At 70.4% G+C, this 17,542-nt stretch carries 17 protein-coding genes, 2 tRNA genes, 1 other RNA gene and 1 pseudogene; 6 read left to right on the top strand and 15 right to left on the bottom strand.

What is annotated here, in order from left to right; genetic code table 11:
* Positions 1 to 51: 51 nt before the first annotated feature.
* From ACIQ7Q_RS05550 to ACIQ7Q_RS05525, 6 genes are all read right to left on the bottom strand, one after another.
* Positions 52 to 345: a Dabb family protein gene (locus ACIQ7Q_RS05550; protein ID WP_403856581.1), complete on the bottom strand. Its 294-nt coding sequence runs from the start codon at positions 343 to 345 to the stop codon at positions 52 to 54.
* A 27-nt stretch (positions 346 to 372) separates the two neighbouring features.
* On the bottom strand, positions 373 to 537 hold the full coding sequence (locus ACIQ7Q_RS05545; RefSeq protein WP_356632240.1) for a hypothetical protein: 165 nt from the start codon (positions 535 to 537) through the stop codon (positions 373 to 375).
* Positions 538 to 706: 169 nt separating this feature from the next.
* A tRNA-Ser gene (locus ACIQ7Q_RS05540) sits at positions 707 to 791 on the bottom strand.
* A gap of 80 nt (positions 792 to 871) precedes the next feature.
* Positions 872 to 1,471 (bottom strand): tRNA adenosine(34) deaminase TadA, encoded by a 600-nt coding sequence (gene tadA / locus ACIQ7Q_RS05535; RefSeq protein ID WP_403856578.1) that lies wholly within the window; start codon positions 1,469 to 1,471, stop codon positions 872 to 874.
* On the bottom strand, positions 1,471 to 2,007 hold the full coding sequence (locus tag ACIQ7Q_RS05530; RefSeq protein WP_403856576.1) for a hypothetical protein: 537 nt from the start codon (positions 2,005 to 2,007) through the stop codon (positions 1,471 to 1,473). The genes tadA and ACIQ7Q_RS05530 overlap by 1 nt, the downstream gene beginning before the upstream one ends.
* A 151-nt stretch (positions 2,008 to 2,158) precedes the next feature.
* Complete coding sequence (locus ACIQ7Q_RS05525) at positions 2,159 to 2,341, bottom strand: hypothetical protein (protein WP_403856574.1); 183 nt, start codon at positions 2,339 to 2,341, stop codon at positions 2,159 to 2,161.
* Between the two features lie 117 nt (positions 2,342 to 2,458).
* Between ACIQ7Q_RS05525 and upp the strand changes: the two genes are divergently transcribed.
* Positions 2,459 to 3,094, top strand: coding sequence for a uracil phosphoribosyltransferase (gene upp, locus ACIQ7Q_RS05520; protein ID WP_403856572.1), 636 nt, complete (start codon positions 2,459 to 2,461; stop codon positions 3,092 to 3,094).
* Positions 3,095 to 3,203: 109 nt separating this feature from the next.
* Here upp and ACIQ7Q_RS05515 read toward each other — a convergent pair whose 3' ends face one another.
* Entirely contained in the window at positions 3,204 to 3,824 is a 621-nt protein-coding gene (locus ACIQ7Q_RS05515) for a LytR C-terminal domain-containing protein (protein WP_403856570.1), read from the bottom strand.
* A 126-nt stretch (positions 3,825 to 3,950) separates the two neighbouring features.
* Positions 3,951 to 4,247 (bottom strand): type II toxin-antitoxin system VapB family antitoxin, encoded by a 297-nt coding sequence (locus ACIQ7Q_RS05510; protein ID WP_003955420.1) that lies wholly within the window; start codon positions 4,245 to 4,247, stop codon positions 3,951 to 3,953.
* A gap of 38 nt (positions 4,248 to 4,285) precedes the next feature.
* Here ACIQ7Q_RS05510 and ACIQ7Q_RS05505 point away from each other — a divergent pair.
* Positions 4,286 to 5,929 (top strand): annotated as a pseudogene (locus tag ACIQ7Q_RS05505) (helicase HerA-like domain-containing protein).
* Positions 5,930 to 5,987: 58 nt separating this feature from the next.
* Here the strand turns inward: ACIQ7Q_RS05505 and ACIQ7Q_RS05500 are convergent.
* The 6 genes from ACIQ7Q_RS05500 to ACIQ7Q_RS05475 all read right to left on the bottom strand — a co-directional run bounded on the left by ACIQ7Q_RS05500 (position 5,988) and on the right by ACIQ7Q_RS05475 (position 12,404).
* Positions 5,988 to 7,523: a M28 family metallopeptidase gene (locus ACIQ7Q_RS05500; RefSeq protein WP_403857972.1), complete on the bottom strand. Its 1,536-nt coding sequence runs from the start codon at positions 7,521 to 7,523 to the stop codon at positions 5,988 to 5,990.
* Positions 7,524 to 7,685: 162 nt separating this feature from the next.
* Positions 7,686 to 8,360, bottom strand: coding sequence for an HhH-GPD-type base excision DNA repair protein (locus tag ACIQ7Q_RS05495; protein ID WP_403856568.1), 675 nt, complete (start codon positions 8,358 to 8,360; stop codon positions 7,686 to 7,688).
* A gap of 112 nt (positions 8,361 to 8,472) precedes the next feature.
* On the bottom strand, positions 8,473 to 9,705 hold the full coding sequence (locus ACIQ7Q_RS05490) for an RNA polymerase sigma factor (RefSeq protein WP_403857970.1): 1,233 nt from the start codon (positions 9,703 to 9,705) through the stop codon (positions 8,473 to 8,475).
* Positions 9,702 to 10,118 carry a YciI family protein gene (locus ACIQ7Q_RS05485; RefSeq protein ID WP_403856566.1) on the bottom strand — a complete coding sequence of 139 codons (417 nt, stop codon included), beginning with the start codon at positions 10,116 to 10,118 and terminating at the stop codon, positions 9,702 to 9,704. Before ACIQ7Q_RS05485 ends, ACIQ7Q_RS05490 begins: the two co-directional genes overlap by 4 nt.
* Positions 10,119 to 10,284: 166 nt before the next feature.
* Complete coding sequence (locus ACIQ7Q_RS05480; RefSeq protein ID WP_403856564.1) at positions 10,285 to 10,557, bottom strand: hypothetical protein; 273 nt, start codon at positions 10,555 to 10,557, stop codon at positions 10,285 to 10,287.
* Between the two features lie 137 nt (positions 10,558 to 10,694).
* Positions 10,695 to 12,404: a lysyl oxidase family protein gene (locus tag ACIQ7Q_RS05475; RefSeq protein WP_403856563.1), complete on the bottom strand. Its 1,710-nt coding sequence runs from the start codon at positions 12,402 to 12,404 to the stop codon at positions 10,695 to 10,697.
* A 487-nt stretch (positions 12,405 to 12,891) separates the two neighbouring features.
* Between ACIQ7Q_RS05475 and ACIQ7Q_RS05470 the strand changes: the two genes are divergently transcribed.
* On the top strand, positions 12,892 to 13,359 hold the full coding sequence (locus tag ACIQ7Q_RS05470; protein ID WP_403856561.1) for a DUF3592 domain-containing protein: 468 nt from the start codon (positions 12,892 to 12,894) through the stop codon (positions 13,357 to 13,359).
* 125 nt (positions 13,360 to 13,484) lie between these two features.
* Here the strand turns inward: ACIQ7Q_RS05470 and ACIQ7Q_RS05465 are convergent.
* Positions 13,485 to 13,572 (bottom strand) — tRNA-Ser (locus ACIQ7Q_RS05465).
* 99 nt (positions 13,573 to 13,671) lie between these two features.
* On the opposite strand from ACIQ7Q_RS05465, the gene ffs reads away from it, so the two are divergent.
* The 3 genes from ffs to purD all read left to right on the top strand — a co-directional run bounded on the left by ffs (position 13,672) and on the right by purD (position 17,419).
* Positions 13,672 to 13,766, top strand: an RNA gene (gene ffs / locus ACIQ7Q_RS05460) — signal recognition particle sRNA small type.
* A gap of 58 nt (positions 13,767 to 13,824) precedes the next feature.
* Positions 13,825 to 16,107, top strand: coding sequence for a DNA polymerase III subunit gamma and tau (locus tag ACIQ7Q_RS05455; RefSeq protein WP_403856559.1), 2,283 nt, complete (start codon positions 13,825 to 13,827; stop codon positions 16,105 to 16,107).
* 61 nt (positions 16,108 to 16,168) lie between these two features.
* A complete protein-coding gene (gene purD, locus ACIQ7Q_RS05450; RefSeq protein WP_403856557.1) occupies positions 16,169 to 17,419 on the top strand; it encodes a phosphoribosylamine--glycine ligase in 1,251 nt (416 codons plus the stop codon).
* The last annotated feature ends 123 nt before the right edge of the window (positions 17,420 to 17,542 follow it).

Raw genomic sequence — 17,542 nt, 5'->3', positions numbered from 1 at the left:
AAAACCGAAAAGCCCCCCGCCCAAGAAGGCGAGGGGCGGGAGCGGGACGGCTCAGAACTCGTAGTCGGCGATCACCCACGTGGCGAACTCGCGCCACTGACCGGCGGCGGCCTGATGGGCCGGGTGCTCGATGTACCGCTGCAGCGCGTCCTTGTCGGCGACGGCCGAGTTGATGGCGAAGTCGTAGGCGATGGGCCGGTCGGTGATGTTCCAGGCGCACTCCCAGAACTCCAGCTCCGGGACGACCCCGTCGAGTTCCTGGAAGGCCTTCACACCGGCTGCGACGCGCGGCTCGTCGCGCTCGACGCCCTCGTTGAGCTTGAAGAGGACCAGATGGCGGATCAAGGGGCACTCCCTGGTTGGCCGGACGACCTAGTTGACGAGCTCGGTCATGAACTCTCCGACGCCCTGCGCGGCGCTCGAAATGCCCTCGAACCCTACCCCCACCAGGTCCGCGGCCCGGTCCGGGGAGTTGATGATCGTGTACAGGATGAAGACGACGACGACGTAGACGGCTATCTTCTTCGCTTGCCCCATCGGTCCCTGTCTCCCCTGCTGTCCCTGCCCCTGGCGACGATCGCGTGAGTCTAGCCGAGGGGGTTCGAACAGAATCCGCAGGACCACGGGGCCTGTGCCGCGTGGTTTCTCCGTGCCGTGGGAAAGGCGAAGGGCCCCGGTGCGATGCACCGGGGCCCTTCGACAAGAGCGGTAGCGGAGGGATTTGAACCCTCGGTGACTTGCGCCACACTCGCTTTCGAGGCGAGCTCCTTCGGCCGCTCGGACACGCTACCGGGAGAGAGCTTAGCCCAAGGTGGGCCGTGCTCTGAAATCGGTATCCGCAGCGGTCCGGAAGGGCGCCCGCCAAGAGCTCTCAGCGGTCCCCGGACCGGCCGTTCTCGATGGACGGATCGATGGACGGATCGATGGACGGGCCGCCCGCCCGGCCGCCCGGCCGGTCACGGAAGAAGGCCGTCAACTGCGTCGCGCACTCGTCCTCCAGCACCCCGAGGACGACCTCCGGCCGGTGGTTGAGCCGCCGGTCCCGCACGACGTCCCACAGCGACCCGGCCGCGCCCGCCTTCTCGTCCCGGGCGCCGTAGACCACCCGCTCCACGCGGGACTGCACGATCGCGCCCGCGCACATGGTGCACGGTTCCAGCGTCACGACCAGCGTGCAGCCGGTCAGCCGCCACTCCCCGACGACGGCCGCGGCCCTGCGGATGGCCACCACCTCCGCGTGCGCCGTCGGATCGCCCGTCGCCTCACGTTCGTTGTGGCCCGCCGCGAGGATCGTGCCGTCGCCGGACAGCACGAGCGCACCGACCGGCACATCGCCGCCCTGGGCGGCGCGGTCCGCCTCGCCGAGGGCGAGACGCATCGCCGTCTCCCACGGACCGCGCACGGGGTCGGCCGGGCGGGGCACCGAACCGGCCGAGCTCTCCGGTGCCTGCTCTCCTGCCGGGTCGGCCACTAGCGCACTGTCTCCAGCACCTCGCCCGCGCCGAGCGCGTCCGCGATTTCCATCAGCGCGTCCGTGTCCAGCGCCAGCAGTTCCTTCTCCGACAGGCCGAGGTCGGCGAGGATCTCGCGGTCGCCGACCGGTCCCGACGGCACGGCCTCGCCGCCCTGGACCGGGACGTCCGCCCTGTCCTCGTCTTCCTCGTCCGGTTCTCCGTCCTCCGTACCGTCGAGATTCAGCGCGTCCAGATCGTCGGCCGGGTCGTCATCCTCCCCGCCGAGCAGTTCGTTGGTGAGGATCTCCCCGTACGAGGAGCGCGCGGCCGCGGCCGCGTCCGACACGAAGATACGAGGGTCCTCCTCGCCCTCGACCCGCAGGACGCCGAACCAGGCGTCCTCCTGCTCGATGAAGACGAGCACCGTGTCCTCGTCCACCGAGGCATCGCGGGCCAGGTCGGTCAGGTCCGACAGGGTCTCCACATCGTCGAGCTCTGTGTCGCTCGCTTCCCACCCGTCTTGAGTGCGCGCGAGCAGTGCGGCGAAGTACACCGTGACTCTCCCACTGATCAGAGGTGTGACGACCGGCGGTGCGTTGCGTTCGTGCCCCGCCCACTCGGAATCGTGGCAGAAAGAGGCGCGTTGCGAGAGGTCTTCCGTCGTTGCGTCGGCCACCAGTTCTTACGGGTGTGCAGGGGACGGACTACCAGCGGAAGGTCCGCATGCGCATCTGCTGGCGCATCCGGGCGGCTCGGGCCCGTCGCGGCTGGACGCGTTCGCGCAGTGCCTTTGCCTCGTTCAGCTCACGCAGGAACTGGGCGCGTCGCCTGCGGCGCTCCGCGTCGGACGCGGTTTCCTCTACATGCTCCGGCTCAAACTCCGGCATCGGCCACACCACCCCACGACTGCATCCGTCTTCCCCTCCGGCGTCGCGGCCTGGGGGACACCCTCCACCTTCCCTCCGGAACCGTCCTTGATGCGAGCCCGGGCTACTGTTGACGGCATGCGGATCCACGTCGTCGACCACCCCCTGGTGGCGCACAAACTCACCACTCTGCGCGACAGGCGCACCGATTCCCCGACCTTCCGGCGGCTCGCCGACGAGCTGGTCACCCTGCTCGCGTACGAGGCCACCCGCGACGTGCGCACCGAGCAGGTCGACATCGAGACCCCGGTGACGGGCACGACGGGGGTGAAGCTGTCCCACCCGCGGCCGCTCGTGGTGCCGATCCTGCGGGCCGGGCTGGGCATGCTCGACGGCATGGTCCGGCTGCTGCCGACCGCCGAGGTGGGCTTCCTCGGGATGATCCGCAACGAGGAGACGCTCGAGGCGTCCACGTACGCGACGCGCATGCCTGAGGACCTGTCGGGCCGCCAGGTGTACGTGCTGGACCCGATGCTGGCCACCGGCGGCACCCTGGTCGCGGCGATCCAGGAGCTGATCAAGCGCGGCGCGGACGATGTGACCGCGGTCGTGCTGCTGGCGGCGCCGGAGGGCGTCGAGGTGATGGAGCGCGAGCTGGCGGGCACCCCGGTGACCGTGGTGACCGCGTCGGTGGACGAGCGCCTGAACGAGCACGGGTACATCGTGCCGGGCCTCGGCGACGCGGGTGACCGCATGTACGGGTCGGCCGAATAGCCCGTCCGTGCAGCGCGTCGGCATACGGCAGACGACTGAGGGCCGGAGTTTTCCGGCCCTCAGTCGTGTCGTCAGTCGTGTCGCGAGCCGTCTCGCGAGTCGTGTCGCGTCAGCACTTTCCCGAGGGCGCCGGCTTCGGCTTGGTCAGGGCCGTCAGGGCGACATCGGCGCTCGCCTTCGCGTCGAGGGCCTTGAACGCCGTGCCGATGATCAGGTCGACGTCCGCGGTCTCGCGGGTGTCGGTCTTCAACTGGTAGCCCCTCACCTGCGTGCCGAGCACGCGGAACGAGCCCTCCCGGGCTGTCGCGGCCCCGAGGAGCAACGCGGGACCGGGCACCTTCTTGTCGTACGCGGCGGGCGCGTTGGCGACCTTGCCGATCCTGAAGCCACGTTTCTTCAGCTCGTCGGCCGTCGTCTTGGCCAGGCCGGACCGCGCGGTCGCGTTGTAGACGTTCACCGTGATCTGGCGCGGCAGCGGCGGCGGCGGAGCCGCCGAGGGAGTCGGCTTGGGTTTGCACGCGGCGGCGCGCGCGCTCGCGGACGGCTTGCCGCCGCCGGTGAAGGCGTCGATGAGCTGCACGGTCCCCCAACCGGCAACGCCCAGCGCGACGACCGCGGCGACCACTGCAAAGACGATCCTGCGGCGGTTCCGGGGGCGTCGCATTCGCGGGTACTTGTCGCCCGTGATGCGGTACTTTCCACCCATGCCGGGGGGAGTCAGCATGCTCATGGGCGCAGCGTAATGCCGCCCGGTGGCTATGCCTACTAAACGATCAACGGATTGCGTCCGTAGGGTGGCGAAAGAACCCCGAAAGGATCAGTCGTCGGCCGGCCGTCGGACCGCCGCACGTCGGACTCAGCCCAGCTCGAGCACGCGGGCGTGCAGCACCTGGCGCTGCTGCAGGGCAGCACGGACGGCGCGGTGAAGGCCGTCCTCCAGGTAGAGGTCGCCCTGCCACTTCACGACATGGGCGAAGAGGTCCCCGTAGAACGTCGAGTCCTCCGCGAGGAGGGTCTCGAGATCCAGCTGGCCCTTGGTGGTCACGAGCTGATCGAGGCGGACCGGGCGCGGCGCGACATCCGCCCACTGCCGGGTGCTTTCCCGGCCGTGGTCGGGATACGGCCGCCCGTTACCGATGCGCTTGAAGATCACACGGAAAGCCTACCGGTCAAGAGGCTCATGGCGCAGCCATGGACCCGTGGTGCGATCCTGATCAAAACTTTTCAAACCGGGAAATTGGGGGCTCTCATGAGCCGCAGCGAGCAGGCGCCGGGGCAGAAGATCGCCGCCGGATACGCCTTCACCGGCTCCGCACTGGAGCTGGGAGCCCTGCTCTGGGACGGACAGTGCGACCCGGCCGCACGGATCCGCGTACCGCTGTCGGTGCTCAACCGGCACGGTCTGGTCGCAGGGGCCACCGGCACCGGCAAGACCAAGACCCTCCAGTTGATCGCGGAACAGCTGTCGGCGAACGGCGTGCCCGTCTTCCTCGCCGACATCAAGGGCGACGTCTCCGGCATCTCCGCTCCCGGCGAGGGCGGTGACAAGGTGATGGAGCGGGCCGGGCAGGTCGGGCAGGACTGGACCGGTCAGGGCTTCCCCTGCGAGTTCTACGGTCTGGGCGGCATCGGGCCGGGCATTCCGCTGCGCGCGACCGTCACCGACTTCGGACCGGTTCTGCTGTCCAAGGTGCTCGAACTCAACCGGACGCAGGAGCAGTCGCTGGGGCTGCTCTTCCACTACGCCGACTCCAAGGGCTGGAGCTGGTCGACCTGAAGGACCTGCGGGCCGTGGTCGCCTTCCTGGTGTCCGACACGGGGAAGGCGGAGCTCAAGGGCATCGGCGGTATCTCCGCCGCCACCGCCGGGGTGATCCTGCGATCGATCACCGCCCTCGAGCAGCAGGGCGCGGCCGGGTTCTTCGGCGAGCCGGAGTTCGACACCGCGGAGCTGCTGCGGACGGCGCCGGACGGTCGCGGGATCATCTCCGTGCTGGAACTGCCCGCGGTGCAGGACAGGCCCGAGCTGTTCTCGACGTTCCTGATGTGGCTGCTCGCGGACCTCTTCCACGACCTGCCGGAGGTCGGCGACGTCGACCGGCCGAAGCTGGTGTTCTTCTTCGACGAGGCGCATCTGCTCTTCAACGGGGCCTCGAAGGCGTTCCTGGAGTCGGTCACGCAGACCGTGCGGCTGATTCGCTCGAAAGGGGTCGGCGTCTTCTTCGTGACCCAGACTCCCAAGGACGTGCCGGGCGACGTACTGGCGCAGCTGGGCAACCGCGTGCAGCACGCGCTGCGCGCCTTCACCCCGGACGACGCCAAGGCGCTGAAAGCGACGGTGAAGACGTTCCCGAACTCCGCGTACGACCTGGAGGAGGTGCTCACGCAGCTGGGGACGGGCGAGGCGGTTGTCACCGTGCTGAGCGACAGGGGCGCGCCGACACCCGTGGCGGTGACGCGGCTGCGCGCGCCGCAGTCGCTGATGGGGCCCATCGACGCGGGGGCGCTGGACGCGGCGGTGAGGGCCTCGCCGCTGCACGCGCGGTACGCCGAGGCGGTCGACAGGGAGTCGGCGTACGAGAAGCTGACGGCCGAGCAGCAGGAGGCCGAGGCGGCTGCGGAGGCGGCGGCGGCGCAGGAAGCCGCTGCACGGGAGGCAGCCGAGCGGGAGGCCGTCGAGCCGAAGTCCGCGCCGCGGGGCGGGAGGCGCGACGAGTCGCTCGCGGGACAGGTCATGGGGAGCGGGATTTTCAGGTCGCTCGCCCGGTCGGTCGGCACGCAGCTGGGGCGGGAGATCTCGCGGTCGCTCTTCGGGACGGCGCGCCGCAGGCGGTGAGCCCGCGGCGCGCCGCGCCGGGTCGTGCCGGTGGTGCTACCCGGTCACGCCGGTGGTGTTACTCGGTCACCTCGTGGTCGTGACCGTCGTGCAGGCCGCCGCCGCTGCCCGCGTCACCCTCCGTCGGGACGGTCGTGACGGGCTTGCGCAGCGAGCTGATGTCGTGGGCGTAGGTGCCCACGGCGTTGGCGATGACGCCGATGTTTGCGGCGAACGCCTCCATGTTGATGTTGTCGAGGTTGTCGCCGGCGGCGTGGTAGTTCACGTCGTACGCGATGCCCGCGACGCCGCCGAACTTCTTCGCCTGCGCCTCGGTCTTGATGCCCTCGGCCCCGGTGAACGTGCCACCGGACGGGATGCCGACCTCGATGAACGGCCCGTAGTCGGAGCGGCCGGTGAAGTCGGTGCCCTCGTGCGGGGTGTCCTGCCTGTCGAGGAACTCGTTGATGTCGCGCTCGAGCTGCGCGGAGCCCGCCGGGCCCGCTCCCGCGCCGACGCCGTCCGAGTCGTCGCCGTCGTAGACGAACAGCCCGTAGTTCGGCGAGGCGATCATGTCGAAGTTCAGGTAGAGCCTGATCTCCTTCTCGCCCAGGCTGCTGAGGTTGGCGACGTAGTGCTCGGAGCCGAGCAGGCCGTTCTCCTCGGCGGACCACCAGGCGAAGCGGACCTTGTTGGCGGGCTGTTTCTCCCGCTTGGCGAGCTCCTGTGCGACCTCGAGCAGTCCTGCGGAGCCGGAGCCGTTGTCGTTGATGCCGGGGCCGGCGGTCACGGAGTCGAGGTGCGCGCCGAGCATCACCGTGTTGGCGGCGTTGCCGCGGCGGGTCTCCGCGATCACGTTGTTGGTCGCGCGCTTCTCCTGCAGCTCGCGGACCTCGAACGAGACCTCAAGCGGCCCCTTGGCCAGGTCCGCGGCGAGCTTCTCGCCCTCGGCAAGGGTGATTCCGCCGGTCGGGATCTTGGCAGAGGCCTGGTCGCCCAGGGTGCCGGAGAGCACGCCCTCGGTGTTGTTGTAGATGATCGCGCCGGCCGCTCCCGCGGCCGCGGCGGCCGCCTGCTTCTCGGCGAACGCGCAGCCGCCGCGCTTGATCAGCGCGATCTTGCCGGTGAACGTGCCCGACGCGTAGTCGGCCGCCTCGCAGCCGGTCGTGCCGTCCACCGGTACGCCGACCAGATCGGCCTTGATGCCGCCGACAGGGGTCGACTTGGTGTACGTCATGGCTTTGATCTCGACGTCACGGGGCGCAGGTGACGTCACGGAGAGCTTCTCGGCCAGTGTCTCGGTGTAGATGAACTCGAAGCGCTGGTACGAGACGTCGTATCCGTACTTCTTCATCTGCTGGTACACGTACGCGGCCGACGCGTCGTGACCGAGCGAGCCGGCGGCCCGGTGGCCGCCCGTGCTGTCCGCTATCTGCTGGAACTTCTCCAGGTGCTCAAAAGCGTCGTCCGCGGACGACTTCTCGACCAGCTTCCGTGCCAGCTTCGACGCGTCCTTGGCGGCCCGCTCCGCGGGGTCCTGACGGTGCGCAGCGGACGGGGAGGCGGATGCCAGCAGGAGCGGGGTCGCGAGTGCGGCTGCGGCCACGGTGGCCACGGCTCTGCGATGGGTTGCCTTCACAGAGGTCCTTCCCGATGTGAACGAGGGTTGAGGGGAAGCTAGCGATCTCCACGCCTTCTGTGAACACTTGTGCCGTAACTCATGGCGCATTTCGTCTCATTGACCCACGGAGTCTCTGCATCCACTTCAATCGGCCGCCTATCGGCGCTTCTTGGGATCGGCGGTCTTCGAACTCCTGGCCTGCGTCGCGGCGGCCGTCTTCGTCGCCTTCACGTTCCTGGCGGTCTCCGCGGCTTTGGCGGCTTTGGCGGCGGCCTTCTTCTCCTGCTTGTACGCCCGCACCCTGGCGAGCGACTCGGGACCGGTGATGTCGGCCGCCGACCGGTAGGAGTCCTCCTCGCCGTACGCGCCGGCCGCCTCCCGCCAGCCCTCGGGACGTACGCCGTACTGCTTGCCCAGCAGGGCCAGGAAGATCTGCGCCTTCTGTTCGCCGTAGCCCGGCAGTGCCTTCAGCCTGGCCAACAGTTCCTTCCCGCTCGCCACATCCGCCCAGACGGCGCTCGCGTCACCGCCGTACTCGTCGACGAGGAACTGGCACAGCTCCTGCACCCGCTTGGCCATCGACGCCGGATAGCGGTGAACGGCAGGCTTCTCGCGCAGCAGTTCGGTGAAGGCGTCCGGGTCGTACGCGGCGATCTCGGCGGCGTCCAGGTCGTCGGTCCCCAGCCGCTGCGCGATCGTGTGCGGGCCGGTGAACGCCCACTCCATGGGAATCTGCTGATCGAGGAGCATCCCGACCAGCGCGGCGAGCGGACTGCGGCCGAGCAGCTCGTCGGCCTCCGGTTGCTGGGCGAGATGAATGGTGGCCTTCATGCCCCCGATGATCACCCCGCGGCAGGTGCGCCGCCAGTGAGAGGCCGTCGGTCGTGGCGTGCGTGGCACGGCGGCAGGCGCCCGGTTCTGCCGGTGCGGGACCGGAGCGGGCTCACGGCTGCAGGCGCGCGGCCCGGGTCTGCAGGTAGCGGGCCTCGGGGATGCTGAGAGTGCGGGCGGCCGCCGCGCGGTACGCGGCTCGGGCCTCCTCGAGATCGCCCGCCTTCTCGAGCAGATGGGCGCGGACGGCGTCGAGCCGGTGGTGGCCGGCCAACCGGTCCTCCAGTCGTTCCACTTCGGCAAGGCCGGCGCGGGGGCCGTGGACCATGGCCGTCGCCACCGCCCGGCCGAGCTGGGCCATCGGTTCCGGGGCGCGGTCCACGAGGAGGTCGTACAGGGCCAGGATCTGCGGCCAGTCGGTGTCGTCCGGGCTCGGCGCCTCGTCGTGCAATGCGGCGATCGCCGCCTGCAGTTGGTACGGGCCCGCCGGGCCCTGCGTGAGGGCCTCCTCCACGAGGGCGGTGCCCTCCGTGATCAGCGTGCGATCCCAGAGGGCGCGGTCCTGCTCGTCGAGCGGGACCAGTTCGCCGTGCGGTCCGGTACGGGCGGCGCTGCGGGCCTCGGTGAGCAGCATCAGCGCCAGCAGCCCGGTCACCGCGCCCTCCCGGGGCAGCAGCCTGCGGACCGCGCGGGCCAGCCGGACGGCCTCCCGCGCCAGGTCGGCGCGGTGCAGATCGCGGCCTGAGGTGGCCGTGTAGCCCTCGTTGAAGATCAGGTAGAGCACCTGGAGCACGACGGCGAGTCGCGCATCGCGGTCCGCGGGCCCCGGCTGCCGGAACGGCACGCCTCTTATCCGTTGCTTCGCCCGGCTGATCCTCTGGGCCATCGTCGCTTCCGGCACGAGATGCGCGCGGGCGATCTCGGCCGTCGTCAGACCGCCCACGGCCCGCAGGGTGAGGGCCACCTGCGCCGCCGGGCTCAGCTCGGGATGGCAGCAGAGAAAGAGCAGGGTGAGCGTGTCGTCGTCGGACGGGGCCCGGCTCTCGCCGGCAGGCGGTGCGGTGAAGGCGTCGCGAGGCGCGAGCCGGCCGGCGGTCTCCTCCCGTCGGCGACGTGCTTCCTCGCTGCGCAACAGGTCCGTCAGACGACGGGAGGCGACCTTGATCAGCCAGCCGCGCGCGTTGTCCGGTACGCCGTCCCGGGGCCACTGCTGCGCCGCCGCGAGCAGCGCCTCCTGCACGGAGTCCTCGGCCAGGTCGAAGTGGCCGTAGCGACGCACCAGCGCGCCGAGGACCTGCGGCGCGTGCCGGCGCAGCAGGTCCTCGACGTCGGTCGACCGCCTCAACACACGTCGCCTCCGCCGTCCATGATGGGCCGGATCACCACCGGGTAGTCGGTGGTGCCCTCGGGCACCGGGCACTGGGCGACGCGTGCCGCGATCTCCGTGACCCGGTCCAGGCTCTCGCAGTCCAGGACCCAGTAGCCGGCGAGAAGCTCCTTCGTCTCGCCGTACGGGCCGTCCGTGATCACCGGCCGGCCGTCCTTTCCGGCGGTGACGTACCGGGTCTGCGCGGGCTCGGCCAGGCCCTGCCCGTCGACGAGCTCACCGGACTCGGCGAGGTCGTCGTTGACGCTCTGCATGAACGAGAACATGGCCTGCATGTCCTTCTCGCTCCAGGCGGGGGCGTGCTCGGAGCCGTTGCCGCGCATCGCCTCGTAGTCCGCCTGCGTGCCCTGAACCATCACCAGGTACTTCATGACTCGCTCCTCGGGAAGAGTGGCCGCCCTTGTGGGCAACTCTCACAGGGGACGTCGGAGTCGGTGACGCATTCTCGACACGGCGCGGCGAATTTTTTCGGCGAGGTTCCGCCCTGGCTGCGGAGGGGCCATGAAGCGGCATGCAAAAAAGAGAGTCCGCGCGCGGTCAGTCGCCGGCGGACTCCTCGACGCGCACCACGCCCCGGTGCGTCAGCGCGATCAGGCTCGGCGAAGCGGTGGTCCCGAACGTGTCGGCCTCGAGCATGACGAGCCCCTCCCCCGCGAGGTACTCGCATGCGGCGCCCATCTCCTGATCGTCGACCTCCAGGGTTTCGCGCACCCCGGCGGCGCTCACCAGGGCCGACGTCCCGCCCGACCTCTCGTACACCTCGTGGAGAATGCGGCTCCGCAGTGCTTTCCGCTCGCTGACGCTGACCATGGCGCCGCCCTTTGCTGATCCGTGTACTTCCACGGTAAGCCCGGATTCGTCCCGCGCCACGACTTCGGCCCCCGGGAAACCTCCCGGGGGCCGAGGCCTTTCATGGCGCGACGCCGGTCATGGCGTCGAGGGGGACGTCAGTTGGCGTTCACCAGGTCGTGGGCGGGCACCGTCACGGTGCGGGCGCCCGGACGGCCGCCCAGGACGATCTTGCGCAGCGCGCTGTTGTTGTTGACGTTGGTCTCCTTGAGCCGCTTCTCCGGGTTGGCGAGCACCTGGATGTAGTACGTGCCGTTCGCCAGGTTGGTGATGTCGAAGGACTGGCCGGGCAGATCCTGGGTGTACGTGTCGCCGGAGCCGACGTCGAGCACCTCACGGACGGAGATCGAGTTCTCCTGGCCGCAGGCGGTGGACAGGTCGGTGCCGTCCGGGTGCCAGTTGGCGTTCTTCACCGTGTAGTCGACGGCGTCGGTGTTGGCGAGGCAGAAGGCCTCCTTGCCGCTGCGCACCGTCTCCTTCTTGTCGGCCTTGAGCAGCCGGTAGCTGGCGAAGTCGGTGAAGTGCCAGTGCTCGTGGCCCGGACGCGGGTCCCACTCCATGGTGCCGGTCGGCGTGTAGCCGATCTGCTTCCCGTTGGCGTCGTAGAAGTACTGATAGGCGTCCATCAGCTTCTTGCCGGGGGAGCGGAAGCCGTCGACCACGAGCTTCGCGGGGCCGGCGTTCCAGACGTTGGCGCTGAAGGCCAGGTAGTCCTTGCCCGGGATGTCGCCCTCGCCGTCGCTGATGGTGATGCCGTAGGCCGGCAGCGAACGGAGGTCGGGCTTGGGCACGTTCGGTACGGACGCCTTGCCCGTCGGCCGCGCGGCGTTGGGCCGCTCGCCGGGAGCCTGCCGCGAACCGTCGGTCTGCCCGCCGCCGTCACCCGCCCGAGCCGCCCCGAAGCCGGCCTTCTTGAGCGCCCAGGGGAGCGCGGGCGGCGCGGGAGCGTAGGGGCCGTGCCCGATGTTGTACGACGGGCCCGCCCCGGTCGTCGCGGCTGTGGGTGCGGGCGCGCGCATCGCCTTGTGCCCGGAGTGCCCGGTGGCATGGGAGTCGTGCCCGGCGGCACGGGAGCCGTGGCCGGCGGACGCCGTGCCGGCGCCCTCCTCCCAGCTGCGCTCGCGTATGGTCACCTTGATCGTCTGCGGCTTGTCCGCGATGCCGAACAGCTCGCGGTAGCGCTTCGTCACGGACACCTTGGCGGTGTATTTCCCGGCGGGCAGGGCGACCGGGGCCGAGTAGTAGCCCGAATACGTGTTGGACGCCCAGCCGTTCTCGACGCCCCACACCGAGCCGAGGGTGAACGGGTTGACCGGGCAACTCTGCGGGTACTTCGACCTGCTCGGAGCGTCGGGCCGCACCCGGCCGGACGCGTTGTTCGGGCAGAAGTCCTCCGTCTTCTTCAGCGCCGTTTTGCCCGCCGCGTCCGTGACGGTGATCTGCACGAAGCCCGGCAGCCCCGAGAAGTCCTTCACCAGACCCGCGGGAAGGGTCTTGGTGCGGGTCTTCTTCCCCTCACGAATGACCTGCGTGGCGACGACCGGGTCCTTGTAGGACTTACGGGTCACCTTGAGCTCGAGAGGCCCGTTCTCCGCGGTGACGTACGTGCCGAGGTCAAGGTAGACGCCGGGTTCTTCCTTCCACGAGTCGAGGGTCACCGACGTGGAGGCGGCGATCAGACTGAGCTTCGGGTCGGACGACGCCTTCGCGTCGTCGGGCGCGGCGGCGACGACACCGGCGGTCACGGCGATCGCCGCGGCGGCAGCGATCGCCGGGCGCCACAGGCGGGTCTGGTGGGATCTGGTCATCAATCCTCGTTCTCCGAGTGCCTGACTGACGGAACGGGTGGAGCGACAGACCGCGCACGGCGGTCCGACCGTGCCGGATCGGGCACGACGGGCTCTCCTGATCGCGAAGCTGTGCCCCCGCTGTGAGAGGTGTCCGGCGGTGTCCTGGGTTGTCTGTGGGCGGCGAATTGCGCATCGTTGGCCGGAAGTAGACGGTGAACGACGGATTCGGCCGCCATGGAGTCGCTGATTCCGCCCGGCGTTCCGCGACGCACCACGTCGAAGGGCCCCACCGTCAACGGTGGGGCCCTTCGGCTCCGTGATACCGGAGCGTCACGTGCATGGCGACCGCCGAGTTCCACCTTCAGCAGCGCTTGCCCTCTGGACCGCAGACGACTGCTGAACCCTTTGGAATCGATCACCTACGCTGCCGGCTGACGCGTCGCCCGGTACCAACCTGTCGCATCCATGCCGCCGTTGTCTGCCGCTGCTGATCGGAACAGGTCTCATGTCCCCTTCCCTCGTCCCTTGGCTCTTCTCGCTGGCCTTCACCCCGGTGGGAGCCGTCCTCGGCGTGGCGGCGTACCGCAATGTCCGTCGGAATCGGAGTCTGCTCCAGAGGGGCATGAGAGCGCAGGGCGTGGTGACCCGCCTTGAAGCGACCCGGATGCACCACGGCTCGGAAGCCACGATCACCATCCGGAGTTCCGGGACCACCGCGTACTACCCGGTCGTCGCCTGGACCACGGCCGACAACCGAGCCATGGAAACCAGGTCGAACACAGCCCGCCCCCGCGCCAGGACGTTCGCCGTCGGCGCCCGGGTGGAGGTCCGCTACGACCCGGCAGATCCCTCCCGCTGGATGCTCCCGGCCGAGAGCAACGGCATCTGGTGGCTCTTCGTCGCGCTGGGGGCGCTCTTCGTGGTGATCGGGCTGGGGTTCTTCTGCGGAGCGCTGCTCTCGCAGGTGCTCTGAGCCGGATGATCCCTCACACAGGATCATCCGGCGACGGCCCCCAGGAGTTCGAAACCGGGACGGTCAACGGCGAAGGGCCCCACCGCAAGCGGTGGGGCCCTTCGACATCGTGCCCGGTGAGGCACTGGCGGAGGATACGAGATTCGAACTCGTGAGGGGTTGCCCCCAACACGCTTTCCAAGCGTGCGCCCTAGGCCACTAGGCGAATCCTCCGCGGCAAACAATACAAGACGTTGAGGAGTGCTCGCGAACCTGTTCCCGGCATTCCGTCCGGGGGGTCCGAGCACCCCCGTCGATCGGGTAACCTGGGGCCCAGCCCCTCACGTGGCGCTATCTGACTGAACTCCCCCAGGGCCGGAAGGCAGCAAGGGTAGGTCGGCTCTGGCGGGTGCGTGAGGGGCGTTTGCGTTCCCGGGGAATCCCGGGCGGCTTCTGTTGTCGGTGGGCCCCGATAACCTCGTAGGTGTGTCGTCCCTTGCGCTGTACCGCCGCTACCGCCCCGAGTCGTTCGCAGAGGTCATCGGTCAGGAGCATGTCACTGACCCGCTCCAGCAGGCCCTGCGGAACAATCGGGTCAATCACGCGTACCTGTTCAGCGGGCCGCGCGGCTGCGGAAAGACGACCAGTGCGCGCATCCTCGCCCGCTGTCTGAACTGCGAGAAGGGCCCCACGCCGACCCCGTGCGGTGAGTGTCAGTCCTGCCAGGACCTCGCGCGGAACGGGCCGGGGTCGATCGACGTCATCGAGATCGACGCCGCTTCGCACGGTGGTGTGGACGACGCCCGTGAGCTGCGCGAGAAGGCCTTCTTCGGCCCGGCCGGCAGCCGGTACAAGATCTACATCATCGACGAGGCCCACATGGTCACCTCGGCGGGGTTCAACGCCCTGCTGAAGGTCGTCGAGGAGCCGCCGGAGCATCTCAAGTTCATCTTCGCGACCACCGAGCCCGAGAAGGTCATCGGCACCATCAGGTCGCGTACGCACCACTACCCGTTCCGCCTGGTCCCGCCCGGGACGCTCCGCGAGTATCTGGCGGAGGTGTGCGGCCGGGAGGGCATCCCCGTCGCGGACGGCGTGCTGCCGCTGGTCGTGCGGGCAGGCGCCGGATCCGTGCGTGACTCCATGTCCGTCATGGACCAGTTGCTCGCCGGCGCGGCCGACGACGGTGTGACATACGCCATGGCGACAGGTCTCCTCGGATACACGGACGGCTCGCTCCTCGACTCGGTCGTGGACGCCTTCGCGTCCGGCGACGGGGCCGCTGCCTTCGAGGTCGTGGACCGCGTCATCGAAGGCGGGAACGACCCCCGGCGGTTCGTCGCCGACCTGTTGGAGCGGCTGCGTGATCTGGTGATCCTCGCCGCCGTGCCGGACGCCGGGACGAAGGGGCTCATCGACGCCCCGGCCGATGTCGTCGAGCGGATGCAGGCGCAGGCCTCGGTGTTCGGGGCGGCCGAGCTCAGCAGGGCGGCCGACCTGGTCAACACGGGGCTGACCGAGATGCGCGGAGCCACGTCGCCGCGGTTGCAGCTTGAGCTGATCTGCGCGCGTGTGCTGCTGCCCGCCGCTTTCGACGACGAGCGGTCGGTGCAGGCCAGGCTGGACCGCCTGGAGCGGGGCGCGTCGTTCTCGGCCGGCGGGCAGGGGCCGGCGATGGGCTACGTCCCCGGCCCGGAAGCCCAGGCGCACGCTCCCGCGGTCGCGCCCGGCGGCGGGCCGGCCGCCGCCCGAGCCGCGGTGCGCGGCGAGGCGGCACCGGCAGCACCCGCTGCCCCCGCTCCCGTACCGACTCCGGCCCCCGCTGCGACGCCCGTGGCGCAGCCCGCGCCTGCCGCGCAGCAGGCCGCACAGCAGCAGGAGCCGCAGCCGTCCCAGCCCGCGGCGTCCCGCCCCGGTGCCTGGCCGGGGACTGCCGGCGCGGCCGGCACCGCCCCGGCTTCCGGCAGTGCCGCCCCCGCCGAGCCCGCACGCCGGCCCGGCGGCTGGCCCACCGCCTCCGCGCCCGGCCAGGGTGCCGCGCCCGCCCCGTCCGCGGCCCCCGCGCCTGCCGCCCCCGGCAAGCCGGGGCCCGGCCCGGCCATGGCGCAGGGCGCGGGCCAGGTGCGGAACATGTGGCCCGAGATCCTGGAGGCCGTGAAGAACCGCCGCCGTTTCACCTGGATCCTGCTCAGCCAGAACGCACAGGTGGCGGGCTTCGACGGCACGACGCTCCAGCTCGGCTTCATCAACGCCGGAGCCAGGGACAACTTCGCGAGCAGCGGCAGCGAGGACGTCCTGAAGCAGGCGCTCGCCGAGCAGTTCAACGTGCAGTGGAAGGTCGAGGCGATCATCGACCCCTCCGGTGGCACGGGCGGCCCCGGGGGGCCGAGCGGGCAGCCCCCCTCGACAGGCACCGGCGGATACGGTGGCCAGGGCGGGTACGGACAGAGCGGCCAGGGCCAGAACAGGCCGCCGGCCGCCCCGCAGACCGCGCCGGCCTCTGCCGCCCCACCCCGGCCCATACAGCCCGCGACGCAGCAGGCGCACCGGTCCGGCTCCGTTTCGGCCCCCGCGGCGTCCGCCTCGCAGTCCGCCCCGCAGCCGGAGCCGCCCCGCCCCGCCGAGGCGTACGCCCCACCGCCGGTTTCCATCGAGGACGACGTGCCGGAGGCGGACGACCCGGATCTGGTCGACTCCGCGCTGTCCGGTCACGACCTGATCGTCCGCGAGCTCGGAGCCACCGTGGTGGAGGAATATACGAACGAGTAGCGGGCCCGTCCTCGGAGGCCCGTACGACGACTTCCGGCGGGCGGCGGTTAGGCTGGCTGCCGTGAAGGTCCTCGTCATCGGCGGCGGCGCCCGCGAACATGCCCTGTGCCGCTCTCTGTCCCTCGATCCCGACGTCACCGCTCTGCACTGCGCGCCCGGAAACGCCGGCATCGCGGAGATCGCCGAGCTCCACCCGGTCGACCAGCTTGACGGCGCTGCCGTCGTGGAGCTCGCCACCGGCATCGGAGCCGAGTTCGTGGTGGTCGGCCCCGAGGCGCCCCTGGTCGCCGGGGTCGCCGACGCCGTGCGCAGGGCCGGTATCCCGTGCTTCGGCCCCTCCGAGGAGGCCGCGCAGCTGGAGGGCTCCAAGGCCTTCGCCAAGGACGTGATGGCCGGGGCCGGTGTTCCCACGGCCCGTAGCTACGTCTGCACGACCCGCGAGGAGATCGACGAGGCGCTCGACGCCTTCGGAACTCCGTACGTCGTGAAGGACGACGGCCTCGCGGCCGGCAAGGGCGTTGTCGTCACGGACGACCTCGCAGCCGCCCGCGAGCACGCGCTCGCCTGCGGCCGGGTCGTCATCGAGGAGTTCCTGGACGGCCCCGAGGTCTCCCTGTTCGCCATCACCGACGGTGAGACGGTCGTCCCGCTGCAGCCCGCGCAGGACTTCAAGCGCGCTCTCGACGACGACGAGGGCCCCAATACCGGCGGCATGGGCGCCTACTCGCCGCTCCCGTGGGCGGACCCCGAGCTGGTCGACGAGGTCATGGCGACCGTGCTGCAGCCGACCGTCGACGAACTGCGCCGCCGTGGGACGCCCTTCTCGGGGCTGCTGTACGCGGGGCTGGCGATCACCTCGCGCGGTGTGCGGGTCATCGAGTTCAACGCGCGGTTCGGCGACCCGGAGACGCAGGTGGTCCTGGCCCGCCTCAAGACCCCGCTGCTGAGCGTCCTGCTCAACGCCGCCAAGGGAACCCTGGACATCGAGCCGCCGCTCAAGTGGCGGGACGACGCGGCCGTGACCGTGGTCGTCGCCTCGCACAACTACCCGGGCACGCCGCGCACCGGCGACCCCATCGAGGGCCTCGACGCCGTCGCGGCCGAGGACGCGCCCCACGCGTATGTCCTGCACGCCGGTACGAAACGGGCCGGCGACGCGGTCGTGAGCGCGGGCGGGCGTGTCCTGTCGGTCACCGCGACCGGCAAGGACCTCGTCGAGGCCCGCGAGCGCGCCTACCGGGCCGTCGGCCGGATCCGTCTCGACGGCTCCCAGCACCGCACGGACATCGCACGCAAGGCCGCAGAGGCCTGACCAGCGCGGCTGAGCAGGCGTCGAGCCGCTCGGTGACGCCGACCCGGCCGTTGATCGACGCCCGCCCCGACATTCCGTCCGGGCGGGCGATCCTTTGCCCAAAGCCATTCCATCGAGTGACGG

This window comes from Streptomyces sp. NPDC096176 (assembly GCF_044763255.1).
Classification (GTDB): Bacteria; Actinomycetota; Actinomycetes; order Streptomycetales; family Streptomycetaceae; genus Streptomyces.
The sequence above is the reverse complement of the archived record's forward strand: the minus strand, read 5'-3'. Positions and strand labels throughout refer to the sequence as shown.

Bases quoted from the DNA above. Each gene is read 5' to 3' on its own strand.
- ACIQ7Q_RS05545 (WP_356632240.1), bottom strand. From the start codon at position 537: ATGGGGCAAGCGAAGAAGATAGCCGTCTACGTCGTCGTCGTCTTCATC.
- ACIQ7Q_RS05475 (WP_403856563.1), bottom strand. From the start codon at position 12,404: ATGACCAGATCCCACCAGACCCGCCTGTGGCGCCCGGCGATCGCTGCC.
- ACIQ7Q_RS05470 (WP_403856561.1), top strand. From the start codon at position 12,892: ATGTCCCCTTCCCTCGTCCCTTGGCTCTTCTCGCTGGCCTTCACCCCG.
- ACIQ7Q_RS05485 (WP_403856566.1), bottom strand. From the start codon at position 10,118: ATGAAGTACCTGGTGATGGTTCAGGGCACGCAGGCGGACTACGAGGCG.
- ACIQ7Q_RS05515 (WP_403856570.1), bottom strand. From the start codon at position 3,824: ATGAGCATGCTGACTCCCCCCGGCATGGGTGGAAAGTACCGCATCACG.
- upp (WP_403856572.1), top strand. From the start codon at position 2,459: ATGCGGATCCACGTCGTCGACCACCCCCTGGTGGCGCACAAACTCACC.
- ACIQ7Q_RS05525 (WP_403856574.1), bottom strand. From the start codon at position 2,341: ATGCCGGAGTTTGAGCCGGAGCATGTAGAGGAAACCGCGTCCGACGCG.
- ACIQ7Q_RS05495 (WP_403856568.1), bottom strand. From the start codon at position 8,360: ATGAAGGCCACCATTCATCTCGCCCAGCAACCGGAGGCCGACGAGCTG.
- ACIQ7Q_RS05480 (WP_403856564.1), bottom strand. From the start codon at position 10,557: ATGGTCAGCGTCAGCGAGCGGAAAGCACTGCGGAGCCGCATTCTCCAC.